The organism is Vallitalea guaymasensis (assembly GCF_018141425.1).
Lineage (GTDB): Bacteria > Bacillota > Clostridia > Lachnospirales > Vallitaleaceae > Vallitalea > Vallitalea guaymasensis.
The window spans coordinates 1,187,352-1,208,765 of sequence record NZ_CP058561.1 but is presented as its reverse complement, the minus strand read 5'-3'; the positions used below and the strand labels follow the sequence as shown (position 1 = coordinate 1,208,765).

18 protein-coding genes are annotated in these 21,414 nt (G+C 33.2%); all 18 read left to right on the top strand.

From position 1 onward, the window contains the following. Positions 1–378 precede the first annotated feature (378 nt). The 18 genes from mgtE to pyrE all read left to right on the top strand — a co-directional run bounded on the left by mgtE (position 379) and on the right by pyrE (position 21,333). Positions 379–1,707: a magnesium transporter gene (gene mgtE, locus HYG85_RS05485; protein WP_113672011.1), complete on the top strand. Its 1,329-nt coding sequence runs from the start codon at positions 379–381 to the stop codon at positions 1,705–1,707. 114 nt (positions 1,708–1,821) lie between these two features. Then, positions 1,822–2,673, top strand: coding sequence for a class II fructose-1,6-bisphosphate aldolase (locus HYG85_RS05480; RefSeq protein ID WP_212692631.1), 852 nt, complete (start codon positions 1,822–1,824; stop codon positions 2,671–2,673). Between the two features lie 468 nt (positions 2,674–3,141). Beyond that, a complete protein-coding gene (gene rho, locus HYG85_RS05475) occupies positions 3,142–4,779 on the top strand; it encodes a transcription termination factor Rho (protein WP_212692630.1) in 1,638 nt (545 codons plus the stop codon). Between the two features lie 143 nt (positions 4,780–4,922). Further along, positions 4,923–5,135, top strand: coding sequence for a 50S ribosomal protein L31 (rpmE, locus tag HYG85_RS05470; RefSeq protein WP_113672008.1), 213 nt, complete (start codon positions 4,923–4,925; stop codon positions 5,133–5,135). Between the two features lie 146 nt (positions 5,136–5,281). Next, the gene (locus HYG85_RS05465; RefSeq protein ID WP_113672007.1) at positions 5,282–6,220 is read left to right on the top strand and encodes a DUF1385 domain-containing protein; all 939 of its coding nucleotides are present in this window, start codon (positions 5,282–5,284) and stop codon (positions 6,218–6,220) included. Then, positions 6,189–7,046, top strand: coding sequence for a peptide chain release factor N(5)-glutamine methyltransferase (gene prmC / locus HYG85_RS05460; RefSeq protein WP_212692629.1), 858 nt, complete (start codon positions 6,189–6,191; stop codon positions 7,044–7,046). The genes HYG85_RS05465 and prmC overlap by 32 nt, the downstream gene beginning before the upstream one ends. A 98-nt stretch (positions 7,047–7,144) precedes the next feature. Next, the gene (gene prfA / locus HYG85_RS05455; protein WP_212692628.1) at positions 7,145–8,218 is read left to right on the top strand and encodes a peptide chain release factor 1; all 1,074 of its coding nucleotides are present in this window, start codon (positions 7,145–7,147) and stop codon (positions 8,216–8,218) included. A 380-nt stretch (positions 8,219–8,598) separates the two neighbouring features. Next, entirely contained in the window at positions 8,599–9,834 is a 1,236-nt protein-coding gene (locus tag HYG85_RS05450; protein ID WP_244971283.1) for a cation:proton antiporter, read from the top strand. Between the two features lie 123 nt (positions 9,835–9,957). Continuing rightward, positions 9,958–10,365, top strand: a complete 408-nt coding sequence (locus HYG85_RS05445; protein WP_212692627.1) for a hypothetical protein — start codon at positions 9,958–9,960, stop codon at positions 10,363–10,365. Positions 10,366–10,395: 30 nt separating this feature from the next. Next, on the top strand, positions 10,396–10,749 hold the full coding sequence (locus HYG85_RS05440) for a P-II family nitrogen regulator (protein ID WP_212692626.1): 354 nt from the start codon (positions 10,396–10,398) through the stop codon (positions 10,747–10,749). A 112-nt stretch (positions 10,750–10,861) separates the two neighbouring features. Further along, positions 10,862–11,293, top strand: coding sequence for a CBS domain-containing protein (locus tag HYG85_RS05435; RefSeq protein WP_212692625.1), 432 nt, complete (start codon positions 10,862–10,864; stop codon positions 11,291–11,293). A gap of 490 nt (positions 11,294–11,783) precedes the next feature. Next, a complete protein-coding gene (locus HYG85_RS05430; protein WP_212692624.1) occupies positions 11,784–13,052 on the top strand; it encodes a dihydroorotase in 1,269 nt (422 codons plus the stop codon). Positions 13,053–13,076: 24 nt separating this feature from the next. Further along, positions 13,077–14,000, top strand: a complete 924-nt coding sequence (pyrF, locus tag HYG85_RS05425) for an orotidine-5'-phosphate decarboxylase (RefSeq protein WP_212692623.1) — start codon at positions 13,077–13,079, stop codon at positions 13,998–14,000. Between the two features lie 124 nt (positions 14,001–14,124). Beyond that, the gene (locus HYG85_RS05420; RefSeq protein WP_212692622.1) at positions 14,125–15,204 is read left to right on the top strand and encodes a carbamoyl phosphate synthase small subunit; all 1,080 of its coding nucleotides are present in this window, start codon (positions 14,125–14,127) and stop codon (positions 15,202–15,204) included. Continuing rightward, on the top strand, positions 15,197–18,415 hold the full coding sequence (carB, locus tag HYG85_RS05415; protein ID WP_212692621.1) for a carbamoyl-phosphate synthase large subunit: 3,219 nt from the start codon (positions 15,197–15,199) through the stop codon (positions 18,413–18,415). The genes HYG85_RS05420 and carB overlap by 8 nt, the downstream gene beginning before the upstream one ends. Positions 18,416–18,555: 140 nt before the next feature. Next, complete coding sequence (locus HYG85_RS05410; protein WP_212692620.1) at positions 18,556–19,332, top strand: dihydroorotate dehydrogenase electron transfer subunit; 777 nt, start codon at positions 18,556–18,558, stop codon at positions 19,330–19,332. Beyond that, positions 19,332–20,234 (top strand): dihydroorotate dehydrogenase, encoded by a 903-nt coding sequence (locus HYG85_RS05405; protein ID WP_212692619.1) that lies wholly within the window; start codon positions 19,332–19,334, stop codon positions 20,232–20,234. The genes HYG85_RS05410 and HYG85_RS05405 overlap by 1 nt, the downstream gene beginning before the upstream one ends. A 424-nt stretch (positions 20,235–20,658) precedes the next feature. After that, positions 20,659–21,333 carry an orotate phosphoribosyltransferase gene (gene pyrE, locus HYG85_RS05400; protein ID WP_212692618.1) on the top strand — a complete coding sequence of 225 codons (675 nt, stop codon included), beginning with the start codon at positions 20,659–20,661 and terminating at the stop codon, positions 21,331–21,333. Positions 21,334–21,414 lie beyond the last annotated feature (81 nt).

Here is a 21,414-nt window from a genome sequence, read left to right as displayed (position 1 = left end):
GGTTACCCCCTAAAATTATGTTTACTCAATATTGTTGCTAACCAAATTATACCATAAAATGAGTTGATGGGTAGAAAAAAATAATTTGTCACCAATAGTTTATTAAATGAATATATTAAAAAAACTAGACAATATGTAAAGAGTGTAGTAAAGTACTAATGAAAAGGTAAAAATATAAATTAACTAATTAAATTAAGTGAATGATAAAAAGGAAAAAATAAACTTAACTTGGAAAGGAGATGGTAGCATGGACGCAGGGCCTGGGTGCAGTTATCATAAAAAAACTAAATATTATCTACCATCTCAAAACCAAGAGTATTAATAGCATTTAGCTCTTTGTGTTTCGTTTATGGTAGAATACATAAAGGGAGGATCTATATGGATTTAAAAACACTAAGAGAGCTATTAAAGGATAAACAATTAACTAAGATTAGAAATGAGTTATCAGTCCTCCAAGAGGCTGACATAGCTGAATTGCTTGAAGATATAGAGATAAAGGAATCATTATTAATTTTTCGCTTGCTTCCCAAAGAAGTTGCAGCAGAAGTCTTTTCTTTTTTTGATGTTGAGAGACAATCAGAAATTTCCTCTTTAGTTAGTGATAAGGAACTTGCAGATATAATTAATGAATTGGATTTTGATGATAAGATAGATTTAATTGAAGAAGTGCCTGCTAACTTGGTTAACAGGATATTACAACACTCTACAGTTGTTGAACGTAGACTTATTAATGAATTCTTAAATTATCCGGAAGATTCAGCTGGTAGTCTGATGACTATAGAATTTGTGGGTCTGAAAAAAGAAATGACAGTTAATGATGCTATGGATAAAATAAGACGTATCGGTCTTGACAAAGAGACTATTTATACAAGTTATGTAACAGGTTCAAAACGAACTCTAGAAGGAATAATATCCCTAAAAGATTTGGTACTCAGTGACAAAGAAACAGTTATATCCAATATTATGGAGACTGGTGTCATATCTGTTAATACCCATGATGACCAAGAGGATATTGCAGAAGTATTCAAGAAATATAATTTCTTATCATTACCAGTAGTTGATAATGAAAATAGATTAGTTGGTATTATCACCATTGATGATATCGTGGATGTTATTGAAGAAGAAACAACTGAGGATTTTCAACGTATGGCAGCGATTGAGCCTACTGAAATAGAATATCTTGATGCATCAGTATTAGTATTAGCAAAGAAGAGATTACCTTGGTTGATAATTCTTATGTTTTCAGCCTATTTGACTGAAATGGTAATGAACCATAACAATGGTCTGATTATACAGTTTGCATTAGCTATATATACTCCTATGCTTATGTCAACAGGAGGTAATGCAGGAGCTCAATCAGCAACATTAGTGATACGTAGTATAACTTTGGGAGAAATAAAATTCATGGATTTCTTTCGTGTATTATGGAAAGAGATAAGAGTAGGATTAATGGTTGGTACTACACTTGGTATACTTAATTGTATTAGAATATATCTTACTGATGGTGAAGTATCAAAAGCAATAATGGTAGGTTTAACATTAATATGTACTACTACGTTTGCAGCTATAATTGGTGGAACACTTCCAATAGTAGCCAAGAAATTAAGACTTGACCCAGCAATAATGGCAAGTCCAATGATTACTACTATTGTAGATGTGACAACATTACTAATATTTTTTAGAGTTGCATCACTTATTTTGGCATAGAATTATTTGCATTATTATATGTGTTTATGATAAAATAACTTGAATATCAAATATTGCTAAGGTAGAAATAATTATTAATAATAAATAACGTAAGACAAACAAGGAGGAAATTAAATGTTAGTAACAGGAAAAGAAATATTACAAAAAGCTCATGAAGAAGGATACGCAGTAGGTGCTTTCAATACAAGTAATCTAGAAATGACTAGAGCAGTAATTGAAGCTGCAGAAGAAGAAAAATCACCAGTAATCATTCAAACAAGCCAAAGTGCTATTACTTATGCTGGTAGTACAGAAATAGCTATGATCGTTAGATTATTAGCAGAAGAAGCTTCTGTACCTGTAGCATTACACCTTGATCATGGAACTGATTGGGATGTAGTTATGAAGTGTCTTAGAGACGGATGGACTTCAGTAATGTTCGATGGTTCAAAATATGAATTTGATAAAAATATCGAAATTACTAAGCAAGTAATAAGCATAGCTCATCCAATGGATGTTTCAGTAGAAGCTGAATTAGGTAAAATTGGTGGAGTAGAAGACCATGTTAAAGTAGATGCAAAAGATGCAACTATGACAGATCCTGATGAAGCAGTTGAATTTGTAGAAAAAACAGGTGTTGATTATTTAGCAATAGCTATTGGAACAGCTCACGGAGTATACAAAGGTGATCCAGAACTTGATTTTGATAGATTAAAAGATATAAAAGCTAGATTAAATATGCCTATAGTACTTCATGGTGCATCAGGTGTACCAGAAGAAGATATTAAAAAAGCAGTATCATTAGGCGTTAACAAAATCAATATTGATACTGATTTACGTCAGGCATTTAAAAAAGCTATGCATAAAGTTGTTAAAGAGCAACCAGACGTATATGACCCAAGAAAAATGTTAGCACCAACTTCAGATGCTATCAAAGAAGTTGTAAAGACTAAAATAAGAATGTTCGGTAGTAACAACAGAGCATAATAAAAAAAATAAAAAATTTACCATAAAAAAGTGTTAATTCACTTTTTTATGGTATAATATATATAATGTATTAAATTGCTTAATAAAATATAAGAAAACAACAGATATACTAATAAAGGGTATATAGACTATTAACATTGCTAAGACTAAGACATTATATTGAATTACATTATTTATATAAAATAAGTTCAATATAAGCATATCCAATTTATATTTCATATGACTTATCATTATTAATCCCAATATAAAATGTGTTTTATATATTAAATAATTAGATAGTAACTGATTTAATTAATAGATGGTTTATTATTATATTGTTAATAATCATCATGGGACAAACTTTGGTATATATTTATATTGGAAAATTTTTATTAATAAATTAAGTCTAACTAATATAACATATTTGATATAATATTTACATAGTTTCGGTTGGAGTAATAATTAATTAAAAACGAAAGGGGTGCTCTAATGAGTACAGATTTCAAAAAATTCACTTTAGCTGAGCTTCGCAAGAAAGCAAAAGAAATTGGCATTAGAAGTGTTACAACATTCAAGAAAGCAGAGCTTGTGCAAATTCTTACGGAAGTTGAAGCTAAACAACAAGGGAAAGAAGAAGAAAAACTAGAACAAAATATGGAACAAGAAAAGCCACAAAAAACAGAACCAGAACAAAAAGAAAAATCACAACCTAAAACAAAAAAGAAACTAGTAAAGAAACCGCAGCCAAAACTCGAAAAAGTGGAACAAAAAGAAGAGCCGAAGATAGAACAAAAAGCAGAAAAAACCATTAATAAAGAGAAAATTGTTCCTAAGAAAACAGATTATAAAAAACAGCAATATAAAATAGAAGATAGAAAAGAAGTTCAAAAAGTTATAAATAAAGAATCTAATGAAAATAACAAGGAAATCAAAAAAGAAGTACATAGAGATAAACCAGCTAAAACTGTACCTTCAGATTTCCAAGATTTAAATAGCGGAGAAATAGCTTACGGAGTATTGGAAGTATTACCAGATGGATTCGGTTTTATTAGATGTGCTAATTATCTACCAGGTGAAGATGATGTTTATGTGTCACCATCACAAATTAGAAGATTTAATTTAAAGACTGGAGATTTAATAATTGGTAATATAAGAGTACCAAAAGAAAATGAGAAATTTAGAGCATTACTATATGTCCAGTCTGTAAATGGCGATTCACCTGCCAATGCGGCTAAAAGACCTAATTTTGAAGACTTAACACCTATTTTCCCTGATGAAAGGGTTCGTCTTGAAACAATCTCTTCAGAATATTCAACCAGACTAATTGATTTTGTTGCGCCTATTGGTAAAGGGCAAAGGGGTATGATTGTGGCACCTCCAAAAGCAGGTAAGACAACATTGCTTAAAAAAATTGCCAATGCCATAACAAAAAATCATCCTGATTCTCATCTTATAGTTTTATTAATTGATGAAAGACCCGAAGAAGTAACAGATATAAGACGTTCTATCAATGGTGACAATGTAGAGGTTATATATTCTACTTTTGATGAACTGCCTGAACATCATAAAAGAGTTTCTGAAATGGTGTTGGCAAGAGCCAAGAGAATGGTTGAGCAGAAGAAAGATCTATATATATTGCTTGACAGTATAACAAGATTGGCAAGAGCTTATAACTTAACTATTCCACCTAGTGGAAGAACTTTATCTGGAGGTCTTGATCCAGCAGCGCTTCATATGCCTAAAAAATTCTTTGGTGCAGCTAGAAATATCGAAGAAGGAGGAAGTCTTACAATACTTGCTACAGCACTTGTTGAAACAGGAAGTAAGATGGACGAAGTAGTATTTGAAGAGTTTAAAGGAACAGGTAATATGGAGTTGGTTCTTGATAGAAAACTATCTGAAAAAAGAATATTCCCAGCTATTGATATTGCCAAATCTGGTACAAGAAGAGATGATCTACTATATACAAAAGAAGAGATGGAAGCTATTTATAGATTAAGGAAAGCAAGCAGTAATATGCGTTCAGACGAGGTTACTGAGAGTATACTAAAAGTTTTTGTTAAATCTAAGAATAACACGGATTTCTTTAATACAATCAACAATAATCTACTAGATAAATATAGATAAATAATAAAACTATTTAATTCAGTCCATGAAAAGTATTGCATAGTGTTATTTCATGTGTTATAATATAAAAGCTGTTTTAAAATATAAGTTCGACCTATGTCGGCATATAATATTAAGTTTAATATTTGAAAGAGGTGAAACAAATGAAGGAAGCAATTCATCCAAAATATCATCAAGCTAAAGTAAAATGTAACTGCGGTAACGAGTTTGTTACAGGTTCAACAGAAGAAAGCATTCACGTTGAAATTTGTTCAAAGTGTCACCCATTTTATACTGGAACTCAAAAAGCAGTTTCTGCTCGTGGACGTATAGATAAGTTCAACCGTAAATATGGTATGAACCAAGAAAATAACTAATTAGCTAAGAAGTTGAGGATTATCCTCAACTTTTTTTATCTTATACTATATACAATTTTTCACAAAATTAAATAGGTAGATAAAAAAAAGATAACATGTTATAATTTAATAAGTTTAAAAAATAATATAATATGGAAGTGATATAATTGAAACCAGTAGATATAGGAGGTCAAGCTGTTATCGAAGGTGTTATGATGAAAAACAAAAACACCTATGCGGTTGCTGTCAGAAAACCAGATAAAGAGATAATAATTGATAAAAGAGAATATACAAGTTTTTCCGAGAAGGTAAAACTTTTTAAGCTACCCATATTCAGAGGTATGTTAGCATTTGTGGAATCATTAATTATAGGTATGAAGATTCTTACTTATTCAGCTGAGTTTTTTGAAGTAGAAGACGAGAAAGAAAAAGAACCAGGTAAATTCGACAGATTTTTGACTAAAGTATTTGGAGACAAATTAGATAAAGTTGTAGTAGGTTTTTCTGTTGTATTGTCAATTATATTGGCAATAGGATTATTTGTGTTATTACCTTTAGGACTTTCTCAATTAGTCAAGGATAAATTACCAAATGAGAGTTTAATCAATTTGGTGGACGGAGTAATAAGAGTTGTTATATTCCTTGTATATCTTAAAATAATTTCATTGATGAAAGATATACAAAGAGTTTTTCAATATCACGGAGCAGAACATAAATCTATAAATTGTCTAGAACACGAAGAAGAACTTACTGTTGAAAATATCAAGAAACATTCAAGATACCATAAGAGATGCGGGACAAACTTCTTGCTTATTGTAGTTCTTATGAGTATACTAGTATTAATGATTATTGATGTTAGGACATTTTGGTTGAGGTTCGCTGTAAGATTATTATGCTTACCATTAATAGCTGGATTGTCATATGAAATTATAAAATGGTTAGGCAGATCAGAATCAAAACTTGCAGCTGTTATTGCAAAACCTGGATTATGGTTACAAAGATTAACAACAAGAGAACCAGATGGTTCACAGATAGAAGTTGCAATTGCTTCATTGAAAGGGGTCTTAGTTAACGATGAAGAAGACCATAAGGAACGCATTGGATGATGGAATTAAGACTTTATCAAGTAATAACATTACTGATGCTAGATTAGACGCTGATTTATTACTGGAACATGTACTTGGAGTTGATAAAGTATATATTATTATTAACGGTAATGAATTAATGGCAGAAGAAAAATATAATATGTATATTAATCTTATAGCAGAGAGAGCTAAGGGTAAACCCCTTCAATATATAATTGGATACCAAGAATTTATGGGGTTGACATTTAAAGTAAACGAGAATGTGCTGATTCCAAGACAAGATACTGAAATACTTGTATTAGAAGCAATCAAATACATCAAGGAAAACAATATAACCAATATACTAGAGATTGGTACAGGTACTGGTTGTATTCCAATAAGCATATGTTATAATTGTAATGATGTAAAAGCTACTACTGTGGATATATCAGAGGAAGCCCTTAAAATTGCTAAAGAAAATGCAATCATTAATAATGTTGCTGACAAGATACAATTTGTCAGAAGCAACTTATTTGAAGATATAGAAGAAAATCATGACTTTCAACTTTTTATATCCAATCCACCTTATATTAGAAGTAACGATATAGATGAATTGATGATTGAGGTGAAAGAACATGAACCTATAGGAGCCTTAGATGGAGGAGAAGACGGACTATATTTTTATAGGGAAATCTCCAAAGAGGTTAAAAACAGAACAAAAAAAAGGAGCTATATTTTATATGAAGTAGGACATGACCAAAGTGATGACGTTAAGAAGATTCTAAATGCATTAGGATACACGGATATCAAAATCTACAAAGATCTAGCTGGAATTGATAGAGTTGTAGCTGGTGCATATAATAAATAAGGGATAAGATATTCTCTGTGAGAATGAAGCGGCTTAGTCGCTTTTATTGAGGTAATTTCATAATTATAAATTCCCTAACAATATAGAGAGGTGTAGTTATGTTTGGTAAATTAGACGGTATTGTAAGTAAATTTGAAGAGATATCTGAGATGATAAATGATCCAGATATTATTAGTCAACAAGATAGATGGCGTAAGCTTATGAAAGAGCATAGTGATCTATTACCAATAGTTGATAAGTATAAAGAATACAAAAACACTAAGATTAATTTAGAAGATAGTTTAGCTATTCTGGAAGAGGAAGAAGATCCAGAAATGAAAGAAATGGCTAAAGAAGAACTAAACGAGAGTAAGGAAAGACTAGTTCAGATAGAAGAAGAACTAAAGATTTTATTATTGCCAAAAGATCCTAATGACGATAAAAACGTTTTTGTTGAAATTAGAGGTGGAGCTGGTGGAGATGAAGCAGCTCTATTTGCTGGAAGTCTATTTCGTATGTATTCAAGGTATGCTGAAAGAAATAGGTGGAAAGTTGAATTAATAAGTTTCAACGAATGTGGCGTTGGTGGTTTCAAAGAAGTAGTATGCATGATTACTGGTAACGGTGCCTATTCAAAATTAAAATATGAAAGTGGAGTGCATCGTGTTCAGAGAGTTCCTGTTACTGAGTCAGGAGGAAGAATCCATACTTCTACAGTTACGGTAGCTGTATTACCTGAAGTTGAAGATGTAGCTGTTGAGATTAATATGAATGATATTAGAGTAGATGTATTCAGAGCCTCTGGTAATGGTGGGCAATGTGTCAATACTACTGACTCTGCTGTTAGAATTACTCACTTGCCAACTGGTTTAGTAGTTAGTTGCCAAGATGAAAAATCTCAGCTGAAAAATAAAGATAAGGCTTTAAAAGTACTTCGTTCCAGATTATTTGATATGGAACAAGCAAAACAGCAAAAAGAATTAGCTGAGAACAGAAAAAGTCAAGTAGGTACAGGAGATAGAAGTGAAAAAATACGTACTTACAACTTCCCACAAGGTAGAGTGACTGATCACAGAATCAAATTAACATTGCATAGACTGGACAGTATACTTGATGGAGATATAGAAGAAGTAGTTGATAGTCTAATAACAGCAGATCAAGCTCAGAAATTAAAAGATATTGCAAGTGTATAATATGATTGGTATTTAAAACGAAATAGAGATTTTTGTAGAATCAAATAAGGTATTGCTTTGACTGATTTTATATGATGTGAACTGTCTCATAGGGATTTATTTTACTAAGATGAAATTGTAAAATATATTATGAGACAGTTTTGTTTATATATAACATAATTTAGATATATATTTGTTAGAGTATTAAAACACTCATTTTATTATGCACATTTACTACATATAATGATGCATGTTATAAGATTAGCCGAAATATAGATATATTTTACTAAAAATATGATAAAAACATTGTGATATTCGACATTATTACCATTGCATATTGCACATAATAGTAGTAGAATCTAATTTGTGCTATTTTAAATTTATATTAGGGGGCATAAAAAATGGATTTTTCAGCAATGATGCAACATGCACAAGAGTATCATTTTTTATTACAACTGGCAATATTATTAGTAGCCGCTGCAGTTGGCGGATGGTTGGCTTCAAAAGTATCAATGCCACCAGTTCTTGGACAAATACTAGTAGGAATTATTATAGGTCCGACAGTTTTTGATTTGGTAGATGGTGAAGATATACTAATACGTGACATATCACAAATAGGTGTGGTATTTTTAATGTTTCTAGCTGGTTTAGAAACTGATTTAAAGGAACTTAAGGCATCAGGAAAAGGTGCTTCAATTATTGCAATGGGTGGTGTACTGTTGCCGTTGGGTCTAGGAACGCTGGTTCCATTATTATTCTTCAAAGGTTTTTTACCAGACGGAGATGCACATCATCAATTAATGTTTGCATTATATATAGGTACGATATTAACAGCAACTTCTGTTAGTATTTCTGTTTCAGTTCTTAGAGATATGAAACAATTAGCAAGTAAACAAGGGATTTCTATCTTGGGTGCTGCTATAATAGATGACGTTGTAGGAATCATTTTATTAGCTGTAGTATCAGGTATGGTTAATCCTTCAGCAGATACAAATGTAACACAACTAATGATAAAGATCATATCATTCTTTGTTATAGCTGTTATTGGAGGTATAATCATCTCAAAGGGTATCACCAAATTTGCTCAAGGCTCAGTATGGAGAGATAGAATTGTAACATTTGCTATAATATTATGTTTTGTCTTTGCGTATTTAGCTGAGATGTTTAGTGTAGCAGCAATTACAGGAGCATATTTTGCAGGTGTAGCACTTGCTACAACACCATATAGACATCGTGTTGTCAGTAAGATACAATCATTTGCTTATGCATTATTTACACCAATATTTTTTGTAAGTATTGGACTGAGTGCAGTTATAAAAAGTGATATTGTTAATTATATAGGTTATGCACTAGTGATAGTAGTAATCGCTATATTTGGTAAAATAGTAGGTTGTGGTCTTGGTGCAAGATTATCCGGATTTAAAGGAAGACAATCATTACAGATTGGTGTGGGTATGATAGCCCGGGCAGAAGTAGCGTTGATTGTTGCTAATCAAGGGCTGAGAAGTAATATAATAACGAATAAGACTTTTACAAGTATAGTTTTATTGGTGGTTATATCAACAATCGTTACACCACCTCTCCTAAAAATGTTATTTAAAAGTGAAAAACCAGTTGAAGTATCACAGTGTGAATAGTATAATGATATTTTAAATAGGGAATGTCATATAATAGAAATAAATATTATTTAAACTAATCGTTGACTAGTAACAGTCCTTAAAATAAGGACTTTGTATAATAAAACATAAAGGAGTGATAGTGTGTACGTATTGTTTATTGTATTAAATGAACCTGAGTATTTACCTGAAGTTTTATTTAAAATGAAGCAATTAGGTATTAGAGGGGCGACTGTCATTGATAGTATGGGTGCTACAGCAATAAGTAAAGATATCTATAATATACCTGTAATTGGTGGTTTCATGAAATCTATCGATGGTGATACTCATTATAACAAAACGGTTTTTTCTGTTATTGAACGTGAAGAACAGGTAGAACTAGTGATGAACCATATAGAAAGAGTGATAGGTGGAGATATGAAAAAACCTAATAAAGGTATTATGTTTGTATTACCTGTTACTCATATGCGAGGCGGAGAATTACAACGTCATATTGAAAGTAGAGAGAACAAAAAAGTTATGGCTAAGGAATTCGAAAGTGAATATTATTAAAAAATCCTATTTAAGAAAAGAGGATGATATATGCTAAACTGTAAGTATATTCTTTTTATAGTTATTAATGATGTGAAAAAATCCAAGAGTGTCAAGAAAAAGTTGGCTGACTTAGGTATATCAAGATATACCGTTATAGATACATTTGGATTATCAGCGATAGAAGGATGTAATGCAAAAATATCGTCTAAGATGTTTAATTACATGAATAATCCTGATAACAAAAAATATAATAAAACTATATTTGTTGCACTTCCTACTGAAGAAGCTGCAATAAGTGTAATGGATGAAATTGAAATAATTCTTGACTTGAATAGTGATAAAACAGGAAAAGGAATAATGTTTACTGTTCCAATCTATAAGAGTCATGGTATAAGGATATAGTTGAAAAATCTCTGATTAAGTAATTCATGCTTAGTTGGAGATTTTTGTGTATATTATATTACTTTTCTTCTAATAATAAATGTGTAGATTATAAGAAGGAGAGTGTAGATATATGAAAGCTAAAGAAATAATGACATCTGATATAGTTTCCGTTAATGAAGATACATCTATCAAAGAAGCTGCAAGAAAAATGAGAGATGAAGATGTAGGGTCAATACCAGTAGAAGATAATGATGAGCTAGTCGGAATAATAACCGATAGAGATATCGTCTTAAAAACTATTGCAGAAGATCTTGATGCCCAAGATGCAAAGTGTAAAGATATCATGTCAAAAGACGTTATAACTGCAACACCTGATATGAATGTAAAAGATGTAGCTGATCTAATGTCACATAACCAAGTAAAAAGAATTCCTGTTGTAGAAGATAAGAACGTAGTTGGTATAATTTCTTTAAAAGATCTATCTCAGGCTAGAGCGTTTGAAGATGAAGCTGGAGAAGTATTGAATGATATTACAGAAGATGATCACAATACTTTTAGATAATAGAAAGTACTCATACTGAATAATGAATTGAAAATTTTTCTTGTACTATTAGAGGTAAGGGAGTTAAAGGGTTGCGTATACTTACTGTTAATCTTTCTCTCCCTTTTTTAATACAATAGATGATATGGTTTGAAACCCGATAAACTCCAATAAAAAATATTGACTTTTATATTAGACTATGATATTATTTATAAAAATATATAAAACTAATTCGACAGTACGCAAGTCGACCTTTAATTTGGTACAGAGAGACCAGCAAGGGAGGAAATTATGATGCGAGACATCGGTGCGTTCTTTTATTGTATAAAAAAATATACAAACTGCATAATGGATAATATGAAGACAGATAATATTATTATGGCAATTCTGTCCTCATTTGTAATTGAAAAAAATAAATTTTGTAATATTAGGGAATATACATGGTGATTGATTATTACCATGTGTATTCCCTTTTTCATTATTTACAAATAAACTCAGGAGGGTTGAATTAATGAAATTATTAATTAAGAATGGAACAATAATTAATCCAAAAGAAGACTTAGTCAAAAAACTAGACTTGCTTATTGAAGATGATGTAATAGTAAAGATACAAGAAGATATTACTTGTGAGGCAGATGAAATTATAGATGCAGAAGGATTATGGGTTACACCGGGACTTATTGATGTTCATGTACATCTAAGAGAACCAGGATATGAACATAAGGAGACTATAGCAACAGGAAGTAAAAGTGCAGCGGCTGGAGGATTTACAACAATATGTGCTATGCCTAACACTAACCCAGCTATAGATACAAAAGAACTAGTTGAAATGGTAAAACAAAAAGCAGAAAAGGAAGCTGTAGTGAATGTTCTGCCAATAGGAGCAATAACATTAGGACAGAATGGAGAGCAGCTGGTAGATATTGAAGCTATGTCAAAGGCAGGTATCTGTGCTATAAGTGAAGATGGTAAATCAGTAATGGATGCAAAGATACTGAATGATGCTATGATACAAGCTGAAAAATTAAATATACCTGTATTATCACATTGCGAAGATGCCAATTTAGCTAAAACAGGAATTATGAATGAAGGCATTGCCAATAAATTAGGTGTAGAAGGAATACCACCAGAATCAGAAGACATAATTGTATCAAGAGATATAATCCTTGCAGGAAGAACAGGAGCTAGACTTCATATCTGTCATATTAGTACGAAAGAGAGTATAGACTTTCTAAGAAATGCTAAGGAAAGTGGTTTGAATGTGTCTGCAGAAGTATGTCCACACCATTATACGTTGACAGAAGAAGATGTAACAATAGAAAATACGAATACTAAAATGAATCCGCCATTAAGAAGTAAGAAAGATGTTGAAGCGGTAAAAGAAGCATTAAGAGATGGAGTAATAGAGATAATAGCCACTGACCACGCTCCTCATCACATTGATGAAAAAAATCAAGGATACGAAAAAGCACCAAACGGTATAGTTGGACTTGAAACAGCTGTGGCATTAGGAATAACTGAATTAGTTGAAACAGAGATATTAACGCCTCTACAACTTATCAGGAAAATGAGTTATAACCCAGCTAAAATGCTAGGAATTGATAAAGGAACATTGGAGAATGGAAAAATCGCTGATATAACAATTATTAATCCTACAGAAGAATATGAAATAGATGTAAACAGATTTCATTCAAAAAGTAAAAATAGTCCTTTCCATGGAAAACATGTAAAAGGAAAGGTTAAATATACAATTGTAAATGGAAAAGTAGTTTTCAAATAAAGATTTATAAGGAGGAAGATAGAAATGGTAGATCAATTAATAAGAAAGATTAAAGAGATGGATAATGCAACTGTTGTAGGATTAGACCCTAGGTTGAATTTTGTACCAGAATATATAAAAGAAAGTTCATATGAGAAATATGGAAAGACTCTTAAGGGAGCAGCTGATGCATTTTATAATTTTAACAAAGAAATAATAGATAATGTATATGACCTAATACCTGCTGTGAAACCACAGGTTGCCATGTATGAGCAATTTGGTGTTGATGGACTGAAAGCTTATATAGATACAATAGATTATGCAAAAGAAAAAGGTCTTATAGTAATAGGAGATATCAAAAGAAGTGATATAGCTTCAACAGCTTTAGCATATTCCAATGGACATATTGGTAGAGTAGAAGTCGAGGAAGAAGCATTCGAAGTATATAAAGAGGATTTCATAACTCTAAACCCTTATCTAGGATATGATTCCATAGAGCCTTATATAGGGAATTGTAATGAGTATGATAAAGGATTGTTTGTGCTAGTAAAGACATCCAATCCAAATAGTGGAGAGATACAGGACCTTATTGTAGAAGGTGAAAAGATATATGAGAGAGTAGGAAAGCTAGTAGCTGGTTGGGGAGAGAAATCAATGGGTGAGCTTGGCTATAGCAGAGTTGGAGCAGTTGTTGGAGCAACTTATCCAAAGCAGAGTACTGAGCTTAGAAAAATTATGCCTAAGACTTTCTTCTTGGTGCCAGGTTATGGTGCACAAGGGGCTACAGCAGAAGATTTGGCTGGATGTTTTAACAAAGATGGATTGGGAGCAATAGTTAATTCTTCTAGAGGAATTATTGCGGCTTATACTAAGGAAGTTTATAGGAAGAAGTTCAAGGATGAGGAATTTGGTAAGGCTGCTAGAGAAGCTGTGATTAGTATGAGGGATGATTTGAATAGGGTGAGATAGAGATTTAAGTGGTGCAGGACGGTCAGGTAGTAAAGGGTGGACTAACGTATGGATAATTAAAATAATAAATTAAAGATAAAGTTTATGATGATAGATAATTGATGACTTAGAAGGAGTTTACTATATGAGAGCTAGATTGATTCTTGAGAATGGGACTGTATTTCATGGGAGAGCTTTTGGGTATCTTAAGGAGACGGTTGGAGAGGTTGTTTTTAATACTGGAATGACAGGATATCAGGAAGTGTTGACTGATCCGTCTTATTATGGACAGATTGTTACTATGACTTATCCTTTGATTGGTAATTATGGTATCAATTTGGATGATATGCAGTCTAAGGGAGCTAAGGTCAGAGGATTCATTGTTAGGGAAAAATGTGATGATCCTAGTAACTGGAGATGTGAGTTTGAGCTTGATACTTATTTGAAAGAGAATAGAATATTAGGTTTGGAAGATATAGATACTAGGGCATTGACTAAGATAATTAGAAATTATGGTACCATGAAAGGTATTATCACATTAAGGGATTTAACTGATAGTCAGATAAAATTACAGTTGGATGGATTTAACAATAATAGTGCGGTAAAAGAAGTTACTACTAAGGAAGTACAGGTTGAAGATGGTGATGGGTTGCATATCGCCATGATGGATTTTGGGATTAAGCAGAATATTATTGATTCGTTCAAGAGTAGAGGATGTAAATTGACTATTTTTCCAGCTGATGCCAAAGCAGAAGAGGTATTGGCGGTAGAGCCTGATGGAGTATTCCTTAGTAATGGACCGGGAGATCCAAAGGATATACCAGGGTCTATAGAGGAGATTAAAAAGATAGTTGGGAAAAAGCCTATAACTGGTATATGTTTGGGACATCAACTTTTAGCTTTAGCTCTTGGTGGTAATACTGAGAAACTGAAATTTGGACATAGAGGTGCTAATCACCCAGTGAAGGACATGAAAACTGGCAAAATCATGATAACATCCCAGAATCATGGTTATGTGGTTACTGATGAGGGTCTGCCAAAGGATGTTAGTGTGACCCATATAAATATGAATGATAATACTATTGAAGGTATGAGGCATAATAAGTATAAGATCTATAGTATACAGTTTCATCCGGAAGCTTGTCCGGGACCATATGATACAGATGGGATATTTGATGAATTTATTGACACAATGAATGACCAAGGAGGTAAATTAGATGCCTAAAGATATGAGCATAAAAAAAGTATTGGTAATAGGATCAGGACCTATAGTTATTGGGCAGGCTGCAGAGTTTGATTATTCAGGGACACAAGCTTGTCAAGCGTTAAGAGAAGAAGGAATCGAGACTATATTAGTTAATAGTAATCCAGCTACAATCATGACTGATAAAGAAGTAGCTGATAAAGTATATATAGAACCACTTACTATAGAGTATCTAGAAAAAGTAATTGATATTGAAAGACCTGACAGTTTGATTGCTGGTATGGGTGGACAGACAGGACTTAATATAGCTGTTGAGCTCTATGATAGTGGAATATTGGACAAGTATAATGTTAGAGTTATAGGAACATCCATTGAGGCAATAAAAGAAGGAGAAGACAGGGAAGATTTTAAGAAATTGATGGAGAGAATTGACCAGCCTGTTATAGAGAGTAAGATTGTAACCAGTATGGAAGAGGGTGTAGATTTTGCTGCTAAGATTGGTTACCCTGTTGTAGTAAGACCAGCTTATACACTTGGTGGAAGTGGCGGCGGTATCGCCGAAGACAGAGAAGAATTAAAACAAATATTAGCTAAAGGTCTGCAATTAAGTAGAGTTGGGCAAGTTCTATTAGAAAAATCAATTAAAGGTTGGAAAGAAATAGAATATGAAGTTATGAGAGACTCTTTTGGTAACTGCATAACTGTATGTAATATGGAAAACATTGACCCTGTTGGAGTACATACAGGTGATAGTATTGTTGTAGCACCATCACAGACTTTATCAGATGTAGAATATCAAATGTTGAGAAAAGCATCTATAGACATAATAAATGCCATAGGGATTGAAGGAGGATGTAATGTCCAGTTAGCACTTCATCCAGATAGCTATGAATATGCAGTAATTGAGATTAATCCAAGAGTTAGCCGTTCATCAGCCCTAGCATCAAAAGCGACAGGATATCCAATAGCCAAAGTAAGTACCAAGATAGCGTTAGGCTATGGACTAGATGAAATCAGTAATGCAGTAACTAAGAAGACAAAAGCATGTTTTGAACCAACACTTGATTATTGTGTAATAAAAATACCAAAATGGCCTTTTGACAAATTCAGAAGAGCTAAAAAGACATTGGGAACTAAGATGATGGCGACTGGAGAAGTTATGGCAATAGGAAATAACTTTGAATCGGCACTATTAAAGGCAATTCGTTCCCTTGAGATAGGAGAATACTCACTATATCATAAAAAAGCCGCTACAAGAAGTTTGGAAGAGCTGAAAAGAAGGGTACAGATACCTGATGATGAAAGATTATTTGACTTGGCAGAGCTTCTAAGAAGAAATTATAGAATAGATAAAGTATGTAGAATAACTGGAATAGATGAGTTTTTTGTTAATAAAATAAAAGGAATTGTTAATGAAGAAGAGAAACTAAGAACTAAGACAATAGATGATGTAGATAGAGAATGGATGTTATATCTCAAGAAAAAAGGATTCTCTGACAAAGCCATAGCTGATTTTGTGAAATGTAAGCCAGTAGAGGTATACAACCTTAGAAAAGCCTACCATATAAAAGCAGTGTTCAAGATGGTTGATACATGTGGTGGTGAATTTGAAGCTTTATCACCATATTATTACTCAACTTATGATGAATACGATGAGGTTGAAGTGTCTGATAAGAAAAAAGTTATGGTTATAGGCTCAGGACCTATTAGGATAGGACAGGGGATAGAATTTGATTATTGTAGTGTACACAGTATATTAGCTCTTAAAAAAGCAGGGATAGAAACAATAATAGCCAATAACAATCCAGAAACGGTTAGTACAGATTTTGATACAGCTGATAAACTGTATTTTGAACCGCTTACAGAAGAAGATGTACTGAATATCATTGAAAAAGAAAACCCAGATGGGGTCATTCTACAATTTGGAGGACAAACAGCCATTAAGCTAGCTGGATTCCTAGATGAAATGAACGTAAATGTGTTGGGAACTAAGCCTAAGCAAATAGATGAAGCAGAAGATAGAGAAAAATTCGATGAATTAATGGAGTCACTTGGAATAGAAAGACCTAAGGGTAAAGCTGTTTGGAATCTACAGGAAGGCTTGGAAGAAGCAGATGTATTAGGATATCCAGTACTTGTAAGACCATCCTACGTACTTGGTGGACAAGGTATGGAGATAACTTACGACAAGATAGAATTGGAAAGATACCTTGTACAAGCCTTTGAGAGAGACAGCAAAAACCCAGTATTGATTGATAGATACTTGATAGGTAGAGAGATTGAAGTAGATGCAATATGTGATGGAGAAGATATCTTAATCCCTGGAATCATGGAACATCTTGAAAGAGCTGGAGTCCATTCGGGAGATAGTATATCAATATATCCATCCAAGAATATCCAGCAGGAAATAAAAGACAAGATTCTTCATCATACAAGACAGATAGCTAAAGCGTTAAAAGTAATTGGTATGATTAATATTCAATACATTGAATATAAGAATGAATTATACATCATAGAAGTAAATCCTAGGTCTTCAAGAACAGTTCCATATATAAGTAAAGTAACTGGAGTTCCAATGATTGACTTAGCTACGAAAGTAATGTTAGGAAGCAAGCTTAGTGAGTTAGGATTTGGAACAGGTTTATATAAAGAGGCAGATACAATAGCTATTAAAGTTCCAGTATTCTCTACTCAAAAACTGCCTGATGTAGAAGTCAGCTTAGGACCAGAGATGAGGTCAACAGGTGAGGTTCTAGGAGTTGGAAAGACTTTTGAAGAAGCATTGTTCAAAGGATTCATAGCTTCTGGTATGAATATGCCAAAAGAAGGTGGAACAATCCTAGCTACGATAAAACCTTATGACCAGGAAGAATTCATACCTATAGCAAAAGGATTTGCTGATAAGGGATATAGATTCCTTGCAACAGAGGGTACTGCAAAAATTCTAAAAGAACATGATATAGATGTAAGTATTGTAAAGAAAATCAGTGAAGGCGTACCAAATATTCTAGACTTAATTAGAAGTGGTATGTTAGACTTAGTAATAAATACACCTACTAAAGCAAATGATTCAACAAGAGACGGATTCAGGATTAGGAGAGCGGCAATAGAAGCTTCGGTACCAGTTTTGACTTCTCTTGATACAGCTAGAGGGTTGTTAGATATCTTGTGTACAGATCTGAAACATGAGGATACGGATGTGTACAATTTAGGGGTCAGGGTAAAGTGTTAGAATCACTTGCCTTACTCTGAGAAGCGATCGGTCTGCGTGATTCTAATACTTTACCCTTCGGTCGTTAAAGACAGAAACCGGTAATTGATTTAAAGTAAGTTGTGTTTATAGAAATTAATAACAGCTGGAAAGGAGATATTATGTGTCAAGATAATTTTAGAGATAAGCAAGGGGCAGAGATAATATCTAATGTGGAAATAGCGGATAATGTATATAGGATGGTTATTAGGCAGGAAGAGATTGCTGTTAATGCTAAGGCAGGACAATTTATTAATGTTTATTGTAAGGCTGAAAGTAGGATATTGCCTAGACCTATAAGTATTTGTGAAGTGGATAGAGATAAAGGATTAGTTACGATTGTTTATATGATTGTTGGTATGGGAACTAAGGAGTTTTCTGACCTTGATTCAGGGGATAGAATTGAAGTGTTAGGTCCATTAGGTAATGGGTTCAAGATTAAAGATTGTGATGAGAGTATTATTGTCGGTGGTGGAGTTGGTGCACCACCTCTTCTTGAGCTTGTGAAGAATCTGCCTGGTAAGAAAAAAGTTTTTCTTGGATTCAAAAGTGGGGAGTTTTTGACGAAGGAATTTGAGAAATATGCAGAAGTTCATGTTGCGACTGATGATGGTTCGATTGGAGAAAAAGGAAATGTAGTTGAGTTAATGGAAAAAGTTGGAGCCAAAGGAAGTATGATATATTCATGTGGACCAAAACCTATGTTGGCTGCTGTAAAAGATATGGCTGAGAGATTAGAAGTAGATGCTCAGATATCATTAGAAGAAAGAATGGGCTGTGGTATAGGGGCTTGTGTAGGATGTATATGTAAGATTAAAGCAGATAATGAACTAGGATATATTCATAAGAAAGTATGTAAGGATGGACCTGTTTTTGATGCTAAGGAGGTAATGTTTTAATGAATACTTCAGTAAATATAGCAGGGATTGATTTTAAGAATCCTGTAATGACTGCTTCTGGAACTTTTGGGTCTGGGAAAGAATACTCGGAATTCGTAGACCTCAATAGACTTGGGGGAGTAGTTGTTAAGGGAGTTGCAAGTAAGGAATGGTTAGGCAATCCAGTGCCTAGAATTGCAGAGACTTATGGTGGAATGCTTAATGCAGTTGGTTTGCAGAATCCTGGGGTAGATGTTTTTATAGAGGAAGATATTCCTTTTCTTAGAAAATATGATACCAAAATTATTGTTAACATAGCTGGAAAAACAGTGGATGAATATGTAGGTGTTGCTAAGAAACTTCAAGATGCAGATATAGATATGATAGAACTTAATATATCTTGTCCTAATGTTAAAGAGGGTGGTGTAGCATTTGGGACTGACCCTAAAATGGCTGAGTATGTTACATCTCAGGTCAAGAAACATGCTAAACAACCATTGATAGTTAAATTGAGTCCTAATGTGACAGATATTACAGAAATAGCTAGAGCAGTAGAAGCAGGTGGAGCGGATTGTGTTTCATTAATTAACACTTTGCTAGGTATGAAGATAGATATTTATAAGAGGAAACCTGTACTTGCTAATAGGGTTGGAGGATTTTCAGGACCTGCTATAAAACCTGTTGCAGTAAGAATGGTGAATCAGGTATATAACAGCATTAAATTGCCTATTATAGGTCTTGGAGGGATATGTAATGGGGAAGATGCTATTGAGTTCATGTTGGCTGGTGCTACGGGAGTTGCTGTAGGGACTGCTAATTTTATGAATCCTAGGGCAACGGTTGATGTCATTGAGGGAATTGAGAGATATATGGAGAGTATGGGAGTTAAGGATGTTGGGGAGTTGATTGGTGGGGTTGAGTAATAAGTAACGGTCGGGGAGTAAAGGGGTATGTTTCGCCGGCAGGTTATACGTCCTGTATAAATTGCCGGGCTCGCCGTCCATGGCTCGCTACTCCACATACCCCTTTACTCCCCTCGGTCTTGACTTATTAAGTTTGGTGGGGAGACTGAGAGAGTGATTTATAAACCCTATAGTCGGGGTATTAACATATATCCGTACTAAGATATGATTAAAATATAGAGTGGAGATAGTATAGGGGAATATGGAGCAGTGAGCCATGGATGGCGAACTCAGCCTTTTAAACATGGACGTTTAATTGGCTGACGGAATATTCCCCTATACTATCGGAGTGACTGTTAGGCACTATTATAAAATTGCCTATACAACAAAATAGAAACTAAATAAAGTATTGAAATTAAAAAATATACTTTTAGGAGGATTAAAAATGGAACAATACAAGAAAGAGTTTATTGAGTTTATGGTTGAGTGTGGAGTATTGACTTTTGGAGATTTTACTACTAAGAGTGGTAGAAAGACTCCATTTTTTGTGAATACGGGGAATTATAGGACTGGGAGTCAGTTAAGTAGACTTAGTGAGTTTTATGCTAAAGCTATTATGGATAATTTTGATACTGATTTTGATGTGTTGTTTGGACCAGCTTATAAGGGAATACCTCTTAGTGTAACTACAGCAGTGGCACTTAGCAATAATTATGATAAAGAAGTGGCTTATTGCTCTAATAGAAAAGAAATAAAAGATCATGGTGATAAAGGAATTTTGCTTGGAAGTAAGTTGCGTGATGGTGATAAGGTTATTATTATTGAGGATGTTACAACTGCGGGGACATCAATCTATGAGACTATGCCAATAATTAAAGCTAATGGTGATGTGGATGTAAAAGGATTGATCATATCTGTAGATAGAATGGAAAAAGGGCAGGGAGATGAAAGTGCTCTTAATGAATTATCCAAGAAGTTTAACATGAAAACTTGTGCTATTGTAACTATGGATGAGGTTGTAGAGCATTTATATAATAAAGAGATTAATGGTAAAGTATTGATAGATGATAAGATGAAAGGCATGATAGATTCTTATTATAGTATTTATAGAGGAAATTAGAAAAGAGTAAATTTAATATAATAAAGATAATATAAGACACCTTGATGTTATATGAGAATATATATTTTGTATTGGGCTATC